A 19,525-nucleotide genomic window follows, 5' to 3' on the forward strand; every position below is an offset into this window, starting at 1 on the left:
GCCGTGCCAGATAATCCACGGCCGCCCAGGTGGCAAACTGTGTGTCGGCCCCTTGTACTCCACACGCATCACTTCGGACCGATGGCGCATGCCTCGATGTAAGAGCGCCGAGCTATACGACGCGACAACCTACACACAGTTTGCCACCTCGGCGGCACATACCATTCGCTGCCGCTTACCCTTGTGCGGGTGTTTGAAGTGGGTGAGGCGCTCATTCGAAGCGTTGGCAACGAGCACCGACCAGGGCGCTCTCGTGTGAAGCGTGGGGACGTCGGGGGCCCGTGGATAAGAACACGGGCTGGCGGTGTTAGCCGCTTTCTTTTGCCTACTTTTCTTTGCGGCGGCAAAGAAAAGTAGGTGCCGCCCCGCACAGGGGCGACGCGTGAAGCGCGAAGGCAAAGCGCGGATGCCAGCGCCTGCGCAAGAGCAACAAACCCAAACCGGATGCCACCGCAAACCCGAGCAAACCACCCCAGCGTCGCAGACAGAAAAAACCAAAAAAACCAGGGCGACGCCATCACCAAAAAAACGTCGCCCCGGGAAGGTCACACCTCACCCACGCTGCGCGTCATCCAGCGCAAGATTCAACTCGAGCACATTAACCCGCGCCTCGCCAAACAACCCAAACTGCCGCCCATGCGTATAGCGATCAACGAGAGCGGCCACATCATTGGCATTCATCTTCCGCGCAGCAGCAACCCGCTCAACTTGAAAAGCCGCCGCCGCAGGCGAAATCTCCGGATCAAGACCACTACCCGAAGAAGTCACGAGATCAACAGGAACCGCCGTATCAGCAGGCATATGCCCAGCAGCCTTCAGCGCGTCGAGACGACCTTTAACCTCATCGGCGAGAGCCGGATTAATCGGCCCGAGATTCGAGCCGCTCGAACCCTGCGCGTTATACGGCATCGGCGCCGTCGCCGACAAACGCCCCCAGAAGTACTGCGGCGCATCGAACTGCTGCCCGATCAACCGCGACCCGACTACCTTGCCGTCCTTCTCGATCATGCTGCCATTGGCCTGGTCGTGAAAGACAGCCTGGCCGAATGCCGTCATCACGGCAGGATACGCAAGCCCGGTCACAGCCGTCAGCACGGCAAAGATCACCACCATCGGGCGAAAAAGCGATTTCATGATTCAGATTCCTTTTATCTGTCGATAGACGTGCATCGCACAGCCATCAAACCCAACCGCACGCGGCCAGCACCATATCGATCAGCTTGATGAACGGGAACGGCAGCAGAATCCCGCCCAACCCATAAACCAGCAAATTACGACGCAACAGCGATGCGGCGCCGAGCGGACGATACGTCACGCCCTTCAGCGCGAGCGGGATCAGCGCCACGATGATCAGCGCATTGAAGATCACCGCCGACAAAATCGCCGACGACGGCGAGCTCAGATGCATCACGTCGAGCACGCGCAGCTGCGGATACGTGGTCGCGAACGCGGCCGGAATGATCGCGAAGTACTTGGCAACGTCATTGGCAATCGAGAACGTCGTCAACGAGCCGCGCGTCATCAGCATCTGCTTGCCGATCTCGACGATCTCGATCAGCTTGGTCGGATTCGAATCGAGATCGACCATGTTGCCCGCTTCCTTCGCGGCCTGCGTGCCCGTGTTCATCGCGACCGCAACGTCAGCCTGCGCGAGCGCCGGCGCATCGTTGGTGCCGTCGCCCGTCATCGCGACGAGCCGGCCTTCCGCCTGGTGCGCGCGGATCGTCGCGAGCTTCGTTTCAGGCGTGGCCTCCGCGAGGAAGTCGTCGACGCCCGCTTCCGCTGCGATGGCCGCCGCCGTCAGACGGTTGTCGCCCGTCACCATCACGGTCTTGATGCCCATTTTGCGCAGCTCGGCAAAGCGCTCCTTGATGCCGCCCTTCACCACGTCCTTCAACTCGATCACGCCGAGCACGCGCGCCGGGCCTTCCGTCTTCTCCGCCACCACGAGCGGCGTGCTGCCGCGACGCGCGACTTCCGCGACCGCGTTCGACACGTCGGTCGGGAAACGCCCGCCGTGTGCTTCGACGTATTGCTTCACTGCGTCGGCAGCGCCCTTGCGGATTTCACGGCCTGCGAGATCGACGCCACTCATGCGCGTCTGCGCGCTGAACGCAAGAAACACGGGATGCAGAACGGCCATGTCGCGCTGACGAATGTTGAAGCGCTGCTTCGCGAGCACGACGATGCTGCGGCCTTCCGGCGTTTCGTCGGAGAGCGACGACAGTTGCGCGGCATCCGCGAGCGTCTCTTCGGTCACGCTCGACGCCGGAATGAACGTCGATGCCTGGCGGTTGCCGAGCGTGATCGTGCCCGTCTTGTCGAGCAGCAGCACGTCGACGTCGCCAGCCGCTTCAACGGCGCGGCCCGATGTCGCGATCACGTTCGCCTGCATCATGCGGCTCATGCCCGCCACACCGATTGCGGACAACAAACCGCCGATCGTCGTCGGAATCAGACACACGAGCAGCGCGACGAGCGCGGTGATCGTCACAACGTGCCCCGCCTTCGCGGCTTCGACGGAGAACATCGAGAACGGCAACAGCGTAGCCGTGGCGAGCAGCAGCACGATAGTCAACGCGACGAGCAGAATGGTCAGCGCGATTTCGTTCGGCGTCTTCTGACGCTTCGCGCCTTCGACCATCGCGATCATGCGGTCGAGAAACGCTTCGCCAGGATTGGCCGTGACGCGCACGACGATCCAGTCCGACAGCACGCGCGTGCCGCCCGTCACCGACGAGAAGTCGCCGCCCGACTCGCGGATCACAGGCGCGGATTCACCCGTGATGGCCGACTCGTCGACGGACGCCACGCCTTCGATCACTTCACCGTCGGCGGGAATCACATCGCCCGTTTCGACCAGCACGACGTCGCCGCGGCGCAGGTCGGAAGCCGTCATGATGCGGATCGGCGACTTCGGATGCGGCTCGTTGAGCTTCTTCGCCATCACGTCTTTCTTCGCGCTGCGCAGCGAGGCCGCCTGCGCTTTCGAGCGCCCTTCAGCGAGCGCTTCGGCGAAGTTCGCGAACAGCACCGTGAACCACAGCCACAGCGACACCGCGAGAATGAAGCCCGCGGGCGCCTCGGCCTGGCCCATCAGCGCGGCGATCCAGAGGATCGTCGTCAGGATGCTGCCGACGTACACGCAGAACATCACCGGGTTGCGGAACTGCGTGTGCGGCTTGAGTTTCTTGAACGAGTCCACGATCGCCGGGCGCACGAGCGCCGGATCGAACATGGACCGGGTAGCGGAATGGTCAGTCATTTCTTCCTCTAATTGCTTCGCCGTTTCTTTTCGCGTGGCGTATCAATGGCCCGCGATCATCATCAGATGTTCGACACCGGGACCGAGCGCGAGCGCGGGCACATACGTGAGCGCGCCGACCAGCAGCACCGTGCCGAGCAGCAGCACGACGAACAGCGGTCCGTGCGTCGGCAGCGTGCCGCCCGTCACCGCGATGCGCTTCTTCGCGGCCAGCGAGCCGGCAATCGCGAGCACGGGGACGATCGTGCCGAAGCGGCCGAACCACATCGCCACCGCCGTCAGCCAGTTGTAGAACGGTGTGCTCACCGTGAGGCCCGCGAACGCGCTGCCGTTGTTGTTCGCCGCCGAGCTGAATGCGTACAGGATTTCGGAGAAGCCATGCGCGCCCGGATTCAGGATGCCCGCCTTGCCCGCATCGGTGAGCACGGCAATCGACGTCGCGACGAGCACGAGCAGCGGCGTGAGCAGCACGACGATCGACACCATCTTCATCTCGTACGCTTCGATCTTCTTGCCGACGTATTCAGGCGTGCGGCCGATCATCAGCCCCGCTACGAACACCGCAAGCATCGCGAACACCAGCATCCCGTACAGCCCCGAACCCACGCCGCCGAAGATCACTTCGCCGAGTTGCATCAGGAGCATCGGCACGAGGCCGCCGAGCGGCGTCAGCGAGTCATGCGTGTTGGCCACGGCGCCGCACGAAGCCGCCGTCGTCGCAACCGTGAAGATGCCCGACTGCGCGATGCCGAAGCGCGTTTCCTTGCCTTCCATGTTGCCGCCCGGCTGCAGCGCGGTCGCCGACTGATCGACATGCAGCGACGTAAAGAGCGGATTGCCGCCTTGCTCCGCGCTGATCTCGCCCGCGACGCACACGGCGAATGCGATCGTCATCACCGCGAGCACGGCGACGCCTTGCCGGCGGTCACCGATCACGCGGCCGAAAACGAGACATAGCGCGGCGGGGATGATCAGGATCGAGAAGATCTGCACGAAGTTCGAGAACGGCGTCGGGTTCTCGTACGGATGCGCTGAGTTGCCGTTGAAGAAGCCACCGCCGTTCGTGCCGAGCATCTTGATCGCTTCCTGCGAGGCGACCGGGCCCATCGCGATGGTCTGCGTCTTGACAGGCGTATCGACCATCACCGGGTTGCCCTTCGCGTCCTTCACCGGGTTGCCCTGGGCATCCGTCTTCGGCGCGGAGTACGTGGTGGTCTGCAGCGTCGGCACGTCCTCGTACGACTTGAAGTTCTGGATCACGCCCTGGCTCATGAAGACAGCCGCGACGATCATCGACATCGGCAGCAGCACGTAGAGCGTCACGCGCGTGATGTCGACCCAGAAGTTGCCAATGGTCTTCGCGGTGTGGCGCGCGAAGCCGCGTACCAGCGCGATCACGACGACGATGCCCGTCGCCGCCGACAGGAAGTTCTGCACTGTCATGCCCAGCATCTGCGTCAGATAGCTGACTGCCTGTTCGCCGGAGTAGTCCTGCCAGTTCGTGTTGGTGACGAAGCTGATGGCCGTGTTGAATGCGCCGTCGACGGTCATCGCGCTGAACTGCTGCGGATTGCCGGGCAACAGGCCTTGCACGCGCAGCAGCACGTAAAGGAACGCGACGCCGAGCAGGTTGAACGCGAGCGTGGCGATCGCGTAGTGCTTCCAGCTCATTTCCTGTTCAGGATCGACGCCTGCGAGGCGGTACAGCAGACGTTCGATTGGCCCGCCCAGCTTGACGACGCGCGACGTGCCGTCCATCACGCGCGTCAGATAGCGCGAGACGGGCACGGCAGCAGCGAGCAGCACGACGATGAAGAGCGCCGGCTGCAAGACATTGTTGAGGTTCATTCAATGTCCTCCGCGCGCAGCAGCGCATAGACGAGATAAGCGAACAGCAGCGCGGTTGCCGCGCCCGATAGCCAGAGGATCCAGTTCACGAGCGCGCTCCCTGACCACGGCCGTAACGCGTCAACTTCTCGCATCCGGCGATCAACCCAAAGGTCAGCGCAGCAAAAAGCGCGATGCCCCCGACGTACAGCACATCCATTTCATGTTCTCCATTTGTTGGACGATGGATGGTCGCAACGTTATGCCCATTGACGTAAAGGGCAGGTCAAAGATGGGTTGGGGAGTGTAAAAAAGGTGTAAACGGAAAAGGCCGCTTCACGTCGCGCGTGAAGCGGCCCTTGTTGTTGCGGTGAGGCTTGTTACGGCAGCAGAACCGTCGACCCCGTCGTCCTGCGCGCCTCCAGATCCGCATGCGCCTTACCTACATCGGCGAGCGCATAGCGCTGATTGATGCTCGTCTTCACCTTGCCCGACGCGATCACGTCGAACAGGTCGGCCGTCATCGCATCGAAGTCGCTGCGCTTGCCCATATACGTAAACAGCGTCGGCCGCGTAAAGAACAACGATCCGCGCCCGGCGAATTCCGATGAATCGATCGGCGGCAGCGGGCCCGATGCATTGCCGAAGCTCACGAACATGCCGAGCGGCGCCAGGCAATCGAGCGACGCCGTAAACGTATCCTTGCCGATCGAGTCGTACACGACGGGCACACCGGCGCCGTTCGTGATCTCGCGCACGCGCTTCGTGAAGTTCTCGCGCGTGTACACAATGGGATGGTCGCAGCCGTGCGCCTTCGCGATCTCCGCCTTCTCGTCAGAACTGACCGTGCCGATCACCGTCGCGCCCAGCGCCTTCGCCCACTGGCACACGAGCAGCCCGACGCCGCCCGCCGCCGCCTGGATCAGAATCGTGTCGCCCTGCTTCACGGGATATGTGCGGCGCAGCAGATATTGCGCGGTCAGCCCTTGCAGCATCACGGAAGCTGCTTGTTCGTAGTCGATCGCATCGGGCAGTTTCACCACCTGCGCCGCGGGCAGCACGCGCTCTTGCGCGTACGCGCCCGGCGGCCGCGCGACGTACGCGACGCGGTCACCCGCCTTCAGGTCCGTCACGCCGGCGCCGACGGCGGTCACCTCGCCCGCCGCCTCCATCCCGAGACCGCCCGGCAACGGCAGCGGATACAGCCCCGTGCGGAAATACACGTCGATATAGTTCAGGCCGACGGCATGCTGTTTGATGCGTATTTCGCCGTTGCCCGGCTCGCCCACTTCGACGTCGACCCACTTCATCACTTCCGGGCCGCCTGTCTTGTCGAATCGAATTGCCTTGGTCATGTCATCTCCGGATTTATTCGTTGCCTGGTTCGTGTTGATGGCGCGGTTAAAAGCGTCCGACGCCGTCAGACCTGATGGTTCAGACGCAGCGTCAGCACGTCGAGGATCATCCGCGCCGTCGAGATGTTGGTCGCGCACGGCACGTTGTGGACATCGCACGCGCGGACCAGCGCATTGATGTCCGGCTCGTGCGGCTGCGGCGTCATCGGGTCTCGCAGGAAAATCACCATGTCGACATTGCCTTCGGCCAGTTGCGCGCCGATCTGCAGGTCGCCGCCGTGCGGACCGGACAGCATCCGCTCGACTTTCAGGCCATGCGCATCGGTGATGCGCGAGCCCGTCGTGCCCGTCGCGATCAGATCGCAGCGCGACAGCGTGTCGACGTACTCGCCCGCCAACCTGACGATGTCATCCTTCTTATGATCGTGCGCGATCAGCGCGACGCGTGTTGTCATGTCGTTGCTCCTCTTGTGTTGTCGTTATGGTGTTTGCGATGTGCCGCAAAGGGCCTTGCATCAATAGGTGCCGGGATACGAGCCGCCGTCGATCAGCCAGTTCTGCCCGGTGATATAGCCCGCATGCACGCTGCACAGGAACGCACAGGCGCGGCCGAACTCGTCGGGTGTGCCGAAGCGGCGCGCGGGAATCGTCGCCATGCGCTGCTTGCGCGCTTCGTCGACGGAGATGTTCTGCGATTTCGCCGATGCCTCGAACGTCACGGCGATGCGGTCCGTGTCGAACAGGCCCGGCAGCAGGTTGTTGATCGTCACGCCGTCCGGCGCCACCTTGCGCGCGACGCCCGCGACGAAGCCCGTCAGCCCCGAGCGCGCGCCGTTCGACAGACCGAGCACATCGATAGGCGCCTTCACCGACGAACTCGTGATATTCACCACGCGCCCGAAGCCGCGCGAAATCATGCTGTCGATGGTTGCGCGGATCAGTTCGATTGGCGTGAGCATGTTCGCTTCGAGCGCGCGAATCCAGTCGTCGTGCGTGAAGTTGCGGAAGTCGCCCGGCGGCGGGCCGCCCGCATTGTTGACGAGAATATCCGGCTGCGGGCAGGCAGCGAGCGCCGCGGCGCGGCCTTCCGGCGTGGTGATGTCGCAGGCCACCGCTTTCACGTCGACGCCTGTCTTCGAGCGGATCGCGGCCGCCGTGGCTTCGAGCGTTTCCGCCGTGCGCGCGACGATCGTCACGTTCACGCCTTCCGCCGCCAGCGCCTCGGCGCAGCCGCGCCCCAGTCCCTTGCTTGCCGCGCACACCAGCGCGGTCTTTCCAGCGATGCCGAGATCCATGTGAATTTTCCTGTTGTCGTGCGCGCAACGAGCGGGACGTGCCTGCGCATTGCGCCCGGGGTGGTCGGTCAACTGTCCCCCGATTCTAGAAGAATCGAGGCGGCGCTGCCGGACGTCGCTGATATACCTTTCATCAGCATCCGTCTCTTTGCGCCGCCCTTCCGGTAAACTTGCAGCCATGGCGCAGCCGCGCGCCGCCGCCCCGTCGCGGGGTGCGTGCGCCGCGCCAACTCATCGTCAGCCCAGCCTAACTTCGCCGCGAGGCGCTCCGTCATGACTCAGGACAGCCGTTTTCCCAATCTTTTCATCCTCGATCACCCGCTGATCCAGCACAAGCTGTCGCACATGCGCGACCGCGACACGTCCACGCGGACGTTCCGCGAACTGCTACGCGAGATCACGCTGCTGATGGGCTATGAAATCACCCGCAACCTGCCGATGACGACTCGTCGCGTGAGCACGCCGCTCGTCGATATCGACGCGCCTGTGATCGCTGGCAAGAAGCTTGCGATCGTGCCCGTGCTGCGCGCGGGTGTTGGTATGTCGGACGGGCTGCTGGAACTGATTCCGTCGGCGCGCGTCGGGCATATTGGGGTGTATCGCGATGACGATCATCGGCCGGTCGAGTATCTGGTTCGGTTGCCTGATCTCGAAGATCGTATTTTTATTCTTTGTGATCCGATGGTCGCGACGGGGTATTCGGCCGTGCATGCTATCGACGTGCTGAAGCGGCGCGGTGTCGCGGGTGAGAATATCTCGTTCCTCGCGCTTGTGGCTGCGCCTGAAGGCGTGCAGGTGTTTCAGGATGCTCACCCTGATGTGAAGCTGTATGTTGCTTCGCTCGATTTGCATCTGAATGAGCATGCTTACATTATTCCTGGGCTTGGGGATGCTGGGGATCGGTTGTTCGGGACGAAGAACTAGTTTTTTTGCCCTTCGGGCCGTTATTGGGTTTGCGGTGGCATTAGCGGTTTGCCTACGTGGGGCGGCTGGTTTGGTTTTCTTAGGGTTTTCGCTGGCATCCGCGTTTTGCCTTCGTGCTTCAAGCGTCGCCCCTGTGCGGGGCGGCACCTACTTTTCTTTGCCGCCGCAAAGAAAAGTAGGCAAAAGAAAGCGGCTAACACCGCCAGTTCTTGTGTTTGCCTGAGGGCCCCCAAAGGTTCCTACGCTTCACACGGCAATCACGTCATTCACGCTCGTTGCCAACGCTCTTGCGCTGCGCCTCACCCGCTTCACGCTCCCGCGTTTCAGCATGCCTTGTCACATAGTCCACCGCCGCCCAGGTGGCAAACTGTGTGTCGGCCCAAGTGCTCCAGACGCCTCACTTCGGATCGATAGTACGCGCACCCCACCCTGTAAGAGCGCCACGCTATACGACGCGACAACCTACACACAGTTTGCCACCTGGGCGGCACATACCGTTCGCTGCCGTGAACCCATGTACGGGTGTTTGAAGTGGGTGAGGCGTTCATTCGAAGCGTTGGCAACTAACACCGACCACGGCACTGTCATGTGAAGCGTGGGGACGTTGGGGGCCCGTGGATAGGAACACGGGCTGGCGGTGTTAGCCGCTTTCTTTTGCCTACTTTTCTTTGCGGCGGCAAAGAAAAGTAGGTGCCGCCCCGCACAGGGGCGACGCGTGAAGCACGCTAACAAATCGCGGATGCCAGCGCAAACACAAGCAAACCAAACCGACCGCGCCGCGAAAGCAAACCGCGGATGCCGGCGAAAGCCGAAGCAAACCACCCCAGCGTCGCAGACAAAACCAAAAGCCCAAAACCAAACCCAAACCCCATGGCCCCTGCGGCCACCCCCTCCCATGATAAAATCTCGGTCTGCTCACCGAACGGGCGGCACACCCACCACCGGCATTGCGATGGCCGATTCCGTCGATCTTAAGACGTTTGCGCGGCGTCCTTCCCGACACACCACCGCCGAACAGGCCCGCAAGCCACAGCATTCCAGGGTGCGACCAGACTGACATCGGGGCGCGAGCGCACATCCGCCACGCCCGACAAACGCAACGACAATTGCACAATGCGTGCGCCCCGCTGGCGCGCGCGACGGAGAAAGGTATGGCGGGTCATTCGAAATGGGCCAACATCAAGCATAAGAAAGCAGCAGCCGATGCCAAGAAGGGCAAGGTCTGGACGCGGCTCATCAAGGAAATCCAGGTCGCGGCCCGCATGGGCGGCGGCGACATCGACTCGAACCCGCGCCTGCGGCTCGCCGTCGACAAGGCGTACGACGCCAACATGCCGAAGGACAACATCAACCGCGCGATCCAGCGCGGCGTCGGCGGCGTCGATGGCGCAAACTATGAAGAAATCCGCTACGAAGGCTACGGCATCGGCGGCGCAGCCATCATCGTCGACACGATGACGGACAACCGCACCCGCACCGTCGCGGAAGTGCGCCACGCGTTCTCGAAGTTCGGCGGCAACATGGGCACGGACGGCTCGGTGTCGTTCATGTTCGATCACGTCGGCCAGTTCCTGTTCGCGCCCGGCACGCCAGAAGACAAGCTGATGGAAGCCGCCCTCGAAGCAGGCGCCGACGACGTCGTCACGAACGAAGACGGCAGCATCGAAGTGGTCTGCCCGCCGAACGACTTCCCGAAGGTCAAGTCCGCGCTCGAAGCAGCCGGCTTCAAGGCGGAAGTCGCGGAAGTGACGATGAAGCCGCAAACGGAAGTCGAATTCACCGGCGACGACGCCGTCAAGATGCAAAAGCTGCTCGACGCGCTGGAAAATCTGGACGACGTGCAAGAGGTCTACACGAACGCGGCCATCGCCGACGAGTGAGGCGGCAAGTGAGCGCGCCGCCCCGATCAGGGTTCCCGTCCCGGTTCCCTTCAATGACGGGGCAGTCGCTGCGCTTCTTGCTGCGCTCGCCGCGCGACCGTTCGTGCATTGACACGGGCGCGTCGTTCGCCGCGTATTTCTCTGCGTTTACCGCCACATGGCCCGGCTTTGTGGCCTGTCTCACAGGCAACGCGTTCGCGTTGTGCGAAGGTAGATATCCACGGCTCGCGCCGCTGCGCGGGCCGTTCACGGTTTTTAGCATTCGGGGAATCACATGAAGTTACTCGTCGTCGGTTCCGGCGGTCGCGAGCATGCGCTCGCATGGAAGCTCGCACAGTCGCCACGCGTGCAGCTCGTCTATGTCGCGCCTGGCAACGGCGGCACCGCGCAGGACGACCGGCTGCTCAACATCGGCATCACCGATCCGAACGCGCTCGCCGACTTCGTCGAGAAAGAGCAGATCGCGTTCACGCTGGTGGGCCCGGAGCAGCCGCTCGCGGCGGGCATCGTCAACATCTTCCGCGCGCGCGGCCTGAAAATCTTCGGCCCGACGAAGGAAGCGGCGCAGCTCGAAAGCTCGAAGGACTTCGCGAAGGCGTTCATGAAACGTCACGCAATCCCGACAGCGGAATACGAGACCTTCTCGGACGTGGCTGCCGCGCACGCCTACATCGACGCCAAGGGCGCGCCCATCGTGATCAAGGCCGACGGCCTCGCGGCCGGCAAGGGCGTGGTCGTCGCGCAGACGCTCGAAGAAGCGCACCACGCCGTCGACATGATGCTGTCGGACAACAAGCTCGGCGATGCGGGCGCGCGTGTCGTGATCGAAGAGTTCCTTGCCGGCGAGGAAGCGAGCTTCATCGTGATGGTGGACGGCATCAACGTGCTGGCGCTGGCGTCGAGCCAGGACCACAAACGGCTGCTGGACGGCGATCAGGGCCCGAACACGGGCGGCATGGGCGCCTACTCGCCCGCGCCCATCGTCACGCCGCAGTTGCACGCGCGCGTGATGCGCGAAATCATCCTGCCGACCGTGCGCGGCATGGAAAAGGAAGGCATCCGCTTCACCGGCTTCCTGTACGCCGGCCTGATGATCGATGCGCAAGGCAACCCGAAAACGCTCGAATTCAACTGCCGGATGGGCGACCCGGAAACGCAGCCGATCATGGCGCGCCTGAAGGGCGACTTCTCGAAGGTCGTCGAGCAGGCTATTGCGGGCACGCTGGATACGGTGGAACTGGAATGGGACCGCCGCACGGCGCTGGGCGTGGTGCTCGCCGCGCACAACTATCCGGATGCGCCGCGCAAGGGCGACTTCATCAGCGGCATTCCCGTCGAGACGGCGGACGCGGTGACGTTCCATGCCGGCACGGCACTGACGGACGGCAAGCTGACGACGACGGGCGGACGCGTGCTGTGCGTCGTCGGGTTGGCCGACTCGGTGCGCAGCGCGCAGTCGGTCGCGTATGAGGCGATCAACCATATTTCGTTCGACGGCATGCAGTATCGCCGCGACATCGGTTATCGCGCGGCCAACCGCAAGCACGGCCAGAGCTGACGCTCTCCATGCAAAAGCACTTTCCGGCGCGGCGTTCGGGCACTTACCCCGGACACGCAGCACGGCCCTCTGGGGCCAGTCGACCGCGCCGGCGCTACACTTGGGTTTGCAGGTAGAGGTTTGCGACTGCGGGCAGCGAAGCGCGCCCGGCCGCTGGCGGGCGACGGCAACCGTCAAGACGGAAACCGCCAACCTCCCCGCTGCGATCACATCGCGCCCAACCTGTCCCATCGAGACCCGACCGCGCCAGCGTTCTGAACCTGCCGCGCCCCACACACCATGACTGATTCGATTCACGACGCCCACGATACCCAGACGGTCCGCAGCTGGATGCAAGGCCTGCAGACGCGGATCGCCGACGCGCTCGGCGCATTCGACGGCACGCCGCTCGCCACCGATAGCTGGCAACGCGCGCCCGGCGAAAAGCTGCGCGGCGGCGGCTGCACGCGCATTCTGGAAGACGGCCAGTTCTTCGAGCGCGCGGGTATCGGCTTCTCGGATGTGCAAGGCGACGCGCTGCCCGGCTCGGCCAGTGCGCTGCGCCCGCAACTGGCGGGGCGCGGATTCGAGGCGATGGGCGTGTCGCTGGTGCTGCACCCGCGCAATCCGTACTGCCCGACCGTCCACATGAACGTGCGGCTGCTCGTCGCGACGAAAGCAGGCGAAGCGCCCGTGTTCTGGTTCGGCGGCGGCATGGATCTGACGCCCTACTACGGCTTTGAAGAGGATGCGCAGCATTTTCACCGCGTCTGCCGCGACGCGCTGCAACCATATGGCGACGATCTGTACCCGCGCTTCAAGCGCTGGTGCGACGATTATTTTTTCCTGAAGCACCGCAACGAGCCGCGCGGCATCGGCGGGATTTTCTTCGACGACTACGCGGAACCCGGCTTCGAGCAGTCGTTCGCGATGGTCAAGAGTGTCGGCGACGCGTTTCTGGACGCCTATCTGCCCATCATCGAAAAACGCCGCGACATGCCGTACGGCGACGCCCAGCGCGACTTCCAGGCCTACCGGCGCGGCCGGTACGTCGAGTTCAACCTCGTCTTCGACCGTGGCACCCTGTTCGGGCTGCAAAGCGGCGGCCGCACGGAATCGATCCTGATGTCGATGCCGCCTGTCGTAAACTGGCGCTACAACTGGCAGCCCGAGCCGGGCACGCCGGAAGCGCGCCTGACCAGCGACTTTCTCGTGCCGCGCGAGTGGGTCTGACGCGCCCCGTCGCGCGCTACCCGCTTCTACTGAAAGGCAAAGGAACCGCAACTGAATCCGACCGCTCAATCCGTCGCACCTCAACGGGCATTGCGCCGACGCATCGGCATACTCGGCGGCACGTTCGACCCGATCCACGACGGCCATCTCGCGCTCGCGCGACGTTTCGCCGATGCGCTCGATCTGACCGAACTCGTGCTGATGCCGGCTGGCCAGCCGTGGCAGAAGGCGGACGTATCGGCGGCCGAAGACCGGCTCGCGATGACGCGCGCGGCAGCCGCGTCGTTGACGCTGCCCGGCGTGACCGTCAGCGTCGCCACGGATGAAATCGAGCACGATGGCCCTACTTATACGGTCGAAACGCTGCGGCGCTGGCGCGAGCGCGAAGGCGCGGATGCGTCGATCTCGCTTCTGATCGGCGCCGACCAGCTCGTACGGCTCGACACGTGGCGCGACTGGCAGCGTCTGTTCGACTATGCGCATATCGCCGCCGCGACACGCCCGGGCTTCGACGTAACGGCCGTGCCGGCCCCCGTCGCGGCAGCCATCACGCAGCGCGCGGCGCAAGCCGGCACGCTGCAGGCAACACCCGCCGGGCATTTGCTGATCGACACGTCGCTTGCGTTCGACGTGTCGGCCACCGACATCCGCGCGCACCTGCGCGCGTGGTTCGAAAACGATGCGGACGCCTCTGCAAGCGGCGCTGCCGCCCACGGCCAGTCCGCACCAAATCATGTCCCCACTGCTGTGTGGGACTATATTGTTCAACATCACCTGTACCAACATCGGTAACCATGGATATACGCAAGCTGCAACGCGCGATCGTCGACGCACTCGAAGACGTGAAAGCGCAAGACATCAAGGTGTTCAACACCAGCCACCTCACTGAACTGTTCGACCGCGTAATCGTCGCGAGCGGCACGTCGAATCGCCAGACCAAGGCGCTCGCGTCCAGCGTGCGCGAAAAGGTCAAGGAAGCGGGCGGCGACATCATCAGCACCGAGGGCGAAGACATCGGCGAATGGGTGCTGGTCGACTGCGGCGACGCCGTCGTGCACATCCTTCAGCCGGCCCTGCGCCAGTACTACAACCTCGAAGAGATCTGGGGCGACAAGCCGGTGCGCGTGAAGCTGTCGACGCCGAACCCGTTCGGCGGCGCCCGTCCGTCCGAGCCGCTCGACGACGAGGACGAAGACGAAGAAGCACCCGTCGCGCGTCCCGCACGCAAGGCACCTGCCCGCCGCCGCTCGTGAGCATGCCGCTGTCCACGACAGGGTTTGCGCCTGCCGCTACGGGCGGCGCTGACCCGGCGCGGGGCTGACGATGAAACTGCATATCGTCGCGGTTGGCCACAAAATGCCGGACTGGATCGCCACGGGCTTCGACGAGTACGCGAAGCGCATGCCGCCCGAACTGCGCATCGAACTGCGCGAGCTCAAACCCGAGCAGCGCTCGTCGGGCCGCTCCGCCGAAAGCGTGATGGCCGCCGAGCGCCAGAAGATCGAAGCCGCGTTGCCGAAGAACGCGCGCATCGTCGCGCTTGATGAACGCGGCAAGGACTGGACCACGATGCAGCTCGCCAACGCCCTGCCCTCGTGGCAACAGGACGGGCGCGACGTCGCGTTTCTGATTGGCGGTGCGGACGGGCTCGACCCCGAACTGAAGGCGCGCGCGGACATGCTGCTGCGCCTGTCGAGCCTCACGCTGCCGCACGCGATGGTCCGTGTGCTGCTTGCCGAGCAACTGTATCGCGCGTGGACCATCACGCAGAATCATCCGTACCATCGGGCCTGAACTCCGGGTCTGAACACGCCTTCATCTTCCGGCTGTCTCGCACGGTGTACAACCTGGCCGAATGGCCAGGTTGTACCGTCTGCGCCATCTGTTACGCTCAACGCTTTCGTGGGCTTGCGCCTTTGCCGAGCCGCGTTTCCCGTTTCTTTGAAGCCGATCCATGTCTAATCAGTCCGCTGTCTTTCCGTTCGTCTATCTCGCGTCGCAAAGCCCGCGCCGCCAGGCGTTGCTCACGCAACTGGGCGTGCGCTTCGAGCTGCTGCTGCCGCGCCCCGATGAAGACGCGGAAGCGCTCGAAGCCGAGTTGCCCGGCGAGCGAGCGCACGACTACGTCATGCGTGTGTGCATCGCGAAGGCGCGTGCGGCGCGCGCGCGGCTCGTCGCGGGTGGCCACGCGAACGCGCCCATTCTGGTTGCCGACACAACCGTCACGATCGACGATGCGATTCTCGGCAAGCCGATCGATGCCGACGACGCCGTCACCATGCTCACGCGCCTTGCGGGCCGCGATCATGAAGTGCTGACGTCCGTGGCTGTCGTCGATGCACAGGGCGAATTGCTCGCGCCCGCGCTATCGGTATCGCGAGTGCGCTTTGCTGCAGTGCAAAGCGATGCGCTGCGCCGCTACGCAGCAAGCGGCGAGCCGCTCGGCAAGGCGGGCGCGTATGGGATTCAAGGCCGCGCGGCGGAGTTTATCGAGCATATCGACGGGTCCTATTCAGGTATCATGGGTTTGCCATTGTTTGAAACCGCTGCCCTTCTACGTGCGGCGCGCATCGACTTCTAAAACAACACCATGAACGAAGAAATCCTGATTAACGTTACGCCACAGGAGACGCGCGTAGCGTTGGTCCAGCAGGGCGCAGTGCAGGAGCTTCACGTCGAGCGCACGCTGTCACGCGGGCGCGTCGGCAATGTCTATCTCGGCAAGGTGGTGCGTGTGCTGCCGGGCATGCAGTCCGCGTTTATCGATATCGGTCTGGAGCGCGCTGCGTTTCTGCACGTCGCCGATATCTGGCATCCGCGGCTCGCGGGCGAACCGCAGCAGCAGGTGCCGCATCAACCCATCGAGAAGATCGTCTTCGAAGGGCAATCGCTGATGGTCCAGGTCGTCAAGGATCCGATCGGCACGAAAGGCGCGCGGCTGTCCACGCAGGTGAGCATCGCCGGGCGCACGCTCGTCTATCTGCCGCAGGAACCGCATATCGGCATTTCGCAAAAGATCGAAAGCGAAGCCGAGCGCGAGGCTGTGCGTGCGCGGCTGACGTCGGTGTTGCCCGTCGACGAGAAAGGCGGCTACATCGTGCGCACCATCGCAGAAGACGCGACGAGCGAAGAACTGGCCGGTGACGTTGCGTATCTGCGCAAGACATGGGCGACCATAATCTCGCAGGGGCAGCGCATGCCGCCCACAAGCCTGCTTTATCAGGACTTGAATCTCGCGCAGCGCGTGCTGCGCGACTTCGTCAATGACGAGACCACGCGCATTCAGGTGGATTCGCGTGAGACGTATCAGATGCTCGCTGAGTTCGCGGCCGAGTTCACACCCGCTGTGTCGTCGAAGCTGCATCACTACACGGGTGAGCGCCCCCTCTTCGATCTGTACAACATCGAGACGGAAATCCAGCGTGCGCTGTCAAGGCGTGTCGATCTGAAGTCGGGCGGCTATCTGGTGATCGACCAGACGGAAGCGATGACGACCATCGATGTGAACACGGGCGGCTACGTCGGCGCGCGCAATTTCGACGACACGATCTTCAAGACCAATCTCGAAGCGGCACATACGATCGCGCGTCAGTTGCGGCTACGCAATCTGGGCGGCGTGATCATCATCGACTTCATCGATATGGAGAATGTCGAGCATCGCGATCAGGTGCTCAACGAACTGAAGAAGGCACTGTCGCGCGACCGCACGCGCGTGACGGTGAACGGGTTCTCGCAACTCGGGTTGGTCGAGATGACGAGAAAGCGCACGCGTGAGTCGCTTGCGCATGTGTTGTGCGAGCCGTGCCCTATTTGCCAGGGCAAGGGGCAGGTGAAGACGGCGCGTACCGTGTGTTATGACGTGCTGCGGGAAATTCTGCGTGAGTCGCGTCAGTTCAATCCGCGCGAGTTTCGCGTGGTCGCGTCGCAGCAGGTGATCGATCTGTTTCTCGAAGAGGAATCGCAACATCTGGCCATGCTGATGGATTTCATCGGCAAGCCGGTTTCGTTGCAGGTTGAGTCGAATCTGAGTCAGGAGCAGTACGATATTGTGCTGATGTAAGCAGCGTTATCGGTATTCGTCAATGTCGATGGCAATCCCCTGGTCCTCGGCCATCGTCTGGATATCGCACGGAATGACGGGCACGCGGTTACCGCTTTCGTTCACCCAATAGCAGAAGAACCGCATTCTTGCGCCGGCCTGTTCGACAAGTGCCCGGAGGTCGGCGCGCGGAAGACCGAGGCGTTTCTGCAGAAACTGCAAGTGCGGACCGAGTTGATCACTCCGGACAGCCAACCTGCTTTCCAATCCCCAAACACCCGTACGCCGCTGCGCCGTTCCTGTTCCGCCAGCACCCCTGATCGGCGCGCCCTTCGTCACGGCGATATCTGGCTGAACACCGAAATACCCCGTCCAGAACCCGGGCGCTACGTTGTCGCCCGAGATTGTAAAGCTGACATAGGCTAGTTCGACTTCAGCATTCATAAGTCTCCCGTTCAGTTTTGATAGTCGTGGAAATTGTCGATGTATTCGCCATTGAAATAGACGTCGCCATTGTCGTGCCACTCGAGGTCGTCGTTCGGCCCGGCTCCATTCTGAGCCTTGAAGCGGTGGACCATCTCACGGAACTGCTGACTGCTATAACCAAGCATTTTCGCTGCATAGCCCGGTTTAAGTGTGCTGGCTGCAAGCTCTTCAACGTCACCGCCCGTCTCGTCGGGGACGTATTCGAAAGGCTGCGTAGTGCCCAATGTCGTGAAAGAGCCGCCTCCGACGTCATCTGCACCGGCCACATCGTCCGCTCCAAAGTCAGACAGATCCGGCAATCCGTATCGGCTGATCCATCCTGCTTGAGCAAACAACGGCAAGGTCCCGAGCGGATCTTTGAGCACCATCGCGTGCATGAACTCCTGGTTCATGCCGTCCATCATCGCCTTGATTTCGGGCCAGGTTAGCGCACTCGCATTCATCCGTTCGAGTTGTGCCCGATAGCGATCCGCAAGCGGGACGTCAAGTTCGGCTTCGTAGTCGACGCAACCCCAGAATGACGATGCAACTGATTTGACTGACGCCGTGCTGCTATTTCCGTCGAGCGAAGTATTTTCCGGGATCACCACGATGGCGCTGACATGGCTTCGGACCATGCGCTGCAGCATTTGCACGACTTCAAGATCTGAGCCGGATCTGGCCAACCGATCATGCCAGTGAAAATTGTTGCCAAGAAACCGGCGCACGCGCTGGACAAGCGCAGCGTCCTTCGCCCAGACGTCAGCGTAGGCAGCGAGCGTGAACTTCCGGCCGGCATCAATAGCGGTTCGTTTCGCCGCCTCGTCTCCGACCGTAGCGCGCATGTAATCGTCGCGCTTGTACAGCACATAGCGATGCCATGAATCCGCTTTCAGTTCCGTTCCCATACCCGACCGTGCGAGTGGATGTGCCGAATTAGTAGCACGGAGCCACGATCCATTTGCAAAAGTTCGTGAAGCAACTGCCGCACATCGAACTCGCAAACAGACAGAGCAAGCCCCACATGGCACACCGTTTGCTGTTAGAGGATCACACCGCACGCGGGAGGCGACATGCGCTCCGAACAATACGAATACAACGACGATCAGACAGCTCTACCTAACCCTTGCTACGACGGGCTTTACCGCCCGGCGTCTCACGAGAAAAGCGCGTTACCGAAGCGCTCAGCGGCGGGCCCACTGACCTTCAGCATCGCATGGCTTTTCGGCCTCGAAGCGCTGCTTTCCGACGACGAAAACTGACTCACCAATGCAACCCGCATCGGAAGGCAATACGAAATTTCAATGACTTCCGTGTAGGGGTTACAGAGATTGATCGGGCGCGGCGTGCCGAAGGTGTATGGGGCCTGACGAAACCGCCGCCCGCCCTGTTCCGGCAAATCAACTAGACTTTCGATATGCAGTTGCAATAGACGGAGGCAGCCATGGCTGAATCAATGGTTGGCATCGTGGTCGGCATCGTCGTGCTGGCGGTCATCGCGACGCTGCTGTCGCATCAGTTGCGGCGCGAGCATCACGTGCATCACATCCGCGACGGAACGTCGGGCCGCTACGACGGGCATCGCTGGTGGGAACGCCTGCGTCACCGGCACTGAACCCCTTTCCCCGCCACATTAAATAGCGCCGCGCACCGCGGCGCACGACACCCGGCAAGCGTGGACGTCGCCCATCATCGTCAGGCCGCC

The 19,525-nt window shown here is 62.8% G+C and carries 21 protein-coding genes; 11 read left to right on the forward strand and 10 right to left on the reverse strand.

Annotated features, from left to right (window positions below; translation table 11 throughout):
* Nucleotides 1-552 precede the first annotated feature (552 nt).
* From kdpC to C2L65_RS10810, 8 genes are all read right to left on the reverse strand, one after another.
* Nucleotides 553-1,134: a potassium-transporting ATPase subunit KdpC gene (gene kdpC / locus C2L65_RS10775; protein ID WP_042316186.1), complete on the reverse strand. Its 582-nt coding sequence runs from the start codon at nt 1,132-1,134 to the stop codon at nt 553-555.
* Between the two features lie 46 nt (nt 1,135-1,180).
* Nucleotides 1,181-3,265: a potassium-transporting ATPase subunit KdpB gene (gene kdpB / locus C2L65_RS10780; protein ID WP_042316188.1), complete on the reverse strand. Its 2,085-nt coding sequence runs from the start codon at nt 3,263-3,265 to the stop codon at nt 1,181-1,183.
* Nucleotides 3,266-3,307: 42 nt separating this feature from the next.
* Complete coding sequence (gene kdpA / locus C2L65_RS10785; RefSeq protein WP_042316190.1) at nt 3,308-5,113, reverse strand: potassium-transporting ATPase subunit KdpA; 1,806 nt, start codon at nt 5,111-5,113, stop codon at nt 3,308-3,310.
* Nucleotides 5,110-5,202 (reverse strand): K(+)-transporting ATPase subunit F, encoded by a 93-nt coding sequence (gene kdpF, locus C2L65_RS10790; RefSeq protein ID WP_007583461.1) that lies wholly within the window; start codon nt 5,200-5,202, stop codon nt 5,110-5,112. The genes kdpA and kdpF overlap by 4 nt, the downstream gene beginning before the upstream one ends.
* The gene (locus C2L65_RS10795; protein ID WP_007583456.1) at nt 5,199-5,312 is read right to left on the reverse strand and encodes a hypothetical protein; all 114 of its coding nucleotides are present in this window, start codon (nt 5,310-5,312) and stop codon (nt 5,199-5,201) included. The genes kdpF and C2L65_RS10795 overlap by 4 nt, the downstream gene beginning before the upstream one ends.
* Before the next feature lie 160 nt (nt 5,313-5,472).
* Nucleotides 5,473-6,447, reverse strand: coding sequence for a quinone oxidoreductase family protein (locus C2L65_RS10800; protein ID WP_042316191.1), 975 nt, complete (start codon nt 6,445-6,447; stop codon nt 5,473-5,475).
* Between the two features lie 65 nt (nt 6,448-6,512).
* The gene (locus tag C2L65_RS10805; protein WP_007583451.1) at nt 6,513-6,902 is read right to left on the reverse strand and encodes a methylglyoxal synthase; all 390 of its coding nucleotides are present in this window, start codon (nt 6,900-6,902) and stop codon (nt 6,513-6,515) included.
* Nucleotides 6,903-6,962: 60 nt separating this feature from the next.
* The gene (locus C2L65_RS10810) at nt 6,963-7,742 is read right to left on the reverse strand and encodes an SDR family oxidoreductase (RefSeq protein WP_042316193.1); all 780 of its coding nucleotides are present in this window, start codon (nt 7,740-7,742) and stop codon (nt 6,963-6,965) included.
* 273 nt (nt 7,743-8,015) lie between these two features.
* Between C2L65_RS10810 and upp the strand changes: the two genes are divergently transcribed.
* From upp to rng, 9 genes are all read left to right on the forward strand, one after another.
* Nucleotides 8,016-8,666 carry a uracil phosphoribosyltransferase gene (gene upp / locus C2L65_RS10815; RefSeq protein ID WP_042316195.1) on the forward strand — a complete coding sequence of 217 codons (651 nt, stop codon included), beginning with the start codon at nt 8,016-8,018 and terminating at the stop codon, nt 8,664-8,666.
* 1,151 nt (nt 8,667-9,817) lie between these two features.
* A complete protein-coding gene (locus tag C2L65_RS10820; protein WP_036003723.1) occupies nt 9,818-10,546 on the forward strand; it encodes a YebC/PmpR family DNA-binding transcriptional regulator in 729 nt (242 codons plus the stop codon).
* Between the two features lie 274 nt (nt 10,547-10,820).
* Nucleotides 10,821-12,104, forward strand: coding sequence for a phosphoribosylamine--glycine ligase (purD, locus tag C2L65_RS10830; RefSeq protein ID WP_042310231.1), 1,284 nt, complete (start codon nt 10,821-10,823; stop codon nt 12,102-12,104).
* A 279-nt stretch (nt 12,105-12,383) separates the two neighbouring features.
* Nucleotides 12,384-13,316 (forward strand): oxygen-dependent coproporphyrinogen oxidase, encoded by a 933-nt coding sequence (gene hemF, locus C2L65_RS10835; RefSeq protein WP_042310233.1) that lies wholly within the window; start codon nt 12,384-12,386, stop codon nt 13,314-13,316.
* A gap of 51 nt (nt 13,317-13,367) precedes the next feature.
* A complete protein-coding gene (locus C2L65_RS10840; protein ID WP_042310235.1) occupies nt 13,368-14,108 on the forward strand; it encodes a nicotinate-nucleotide adenylyltransferase in 741 nt (246 codons plus the stop codon).
* A 2-nt stretch (nt 14,109-14,110) separates the two neighbouring features.
* On the forward strand, nt 14,111-14,569 hold the full coding sequence (gene rsfS / locus C2L65_RS10845; RefSeq protein ID WP_007583434.1) for a ribosome silencing factor: 459 nt from the start codon (nt 14,111-14,113) through the stop codon (nt 14,567-14,569).
* A gap of 70 nt (nt 14,570-14,639) precedes the next feature.
* Nucleotides 14,640-15,110 (forward strand): 23S rRNA (pseudouridine(1915)-N(3))-methyltransferase RlmH, encoded by a 471-nt coding sequence (rlmH, locus tag C2L65_RS10850; protein ID WP_007583432.1) that lies wholly within the window; start codon nt 14,640-14,642, stop codon nt 15,108-15,110.
* Between the two features lie 160 nt (nt 15,111-15,270).
* Nucleotides 15,271-15,897, forward strand: coding sequence for a Maf family protein (locus tag C2L65_RS10855; protein ID WP_042310237.1), 627 nt, complete (start codon nt 15,271-15,273; stop codon nt 15,895-15,897).
* A gap of 9 nt (nt 15,898-15,906) precedes the next feature.
* Nucleotides 15,907-17,376 (forward strand): ribonuclease G, encoded by a 1,470-nt coding sequence (gene rng / locus C2L65_RS10860; RefSeq protein WP_042310239.1) that lies wholly within the window; start codon nt 15,907-15,909, stop codon nt 17,374-17,376.
* A 6-nt stretch (nt 17,377-17,382) separates the two neighbouring features.
* On the opposite strand, the gene C2L65_RS10865 is transcribed toward rng, so the two are convergent.
* On the reverse strand, nt 17,383-17,799 hold the full coding sequence (locus tag C2L65_RS10865; protein WP_042310241.1) for a DUF4279 domain-containing protein: 417 nt from the start codon (nt 17,797-17,799) through the stop codon (nt 17,383-17,385).
* Between the two features lie 11 nt (nt 17,800-17,810).
* Nucleotides 17,811-18,728 carry a hypothetical protein gene (locus tag C2L65_RS46535; protein WP_042310242.1) on the reverse strand — a complete coding sequence of 306 codons (918 nt, stop codon included), beginning with the start codon at nt 18,726-18,728 and terminating at the stop codon, nt 17,811-17,813.
* Between the two features lie 165 nt (nt 18,729-18,893).
* On the opposite strand from C2L65_RS46535, the gene C2L65_RS10875 reads away from it, so the two are divergent.
* Together C2L65_RS10875 and C2L65_RS45450 are read left to right on the forward strand one after the other, a co-directional pair.
* Nucleotides 18,894-19,082 carry a hypothetical protein gene (locus tag C2L65_RS10875; RefSeq protein WP_042310244.1) on the forward strand — a complete coding sequence of 63 codons (189 nt, stop codon included), beginning with the start codon at nt 18,894-18,896 and terminating at the stop codon, nt 19,080-19,082.
* A gap of 182 nt (nt 19,083-19,264) precedes the next feature.
* The gene (locus tag C2L65_RS45450; RefSeq protein ID WP_007744176.1) at nt 19,265-19,435 is read left to right on the forward strand and encodes a hypothetical protein; all 171 of its coding nucleotides are present in this window, start codon (nt 19,265-19,267) and stop codon (nt 19,433-19,435) included.
* The last annotated feature ends 90 nt before the right edge of the window (nt 19,436-19,525 follow it).

The organism is Paraburkholderia terrae (assembly GCF_002902925.1).
Classification (GTDB): Bacteria; Pseudomonadota; Gammaproteobacteria; order Burkholderiales; family Burkholderiaceae; genus Paraburkholderia; species Paraburkholderia terrae.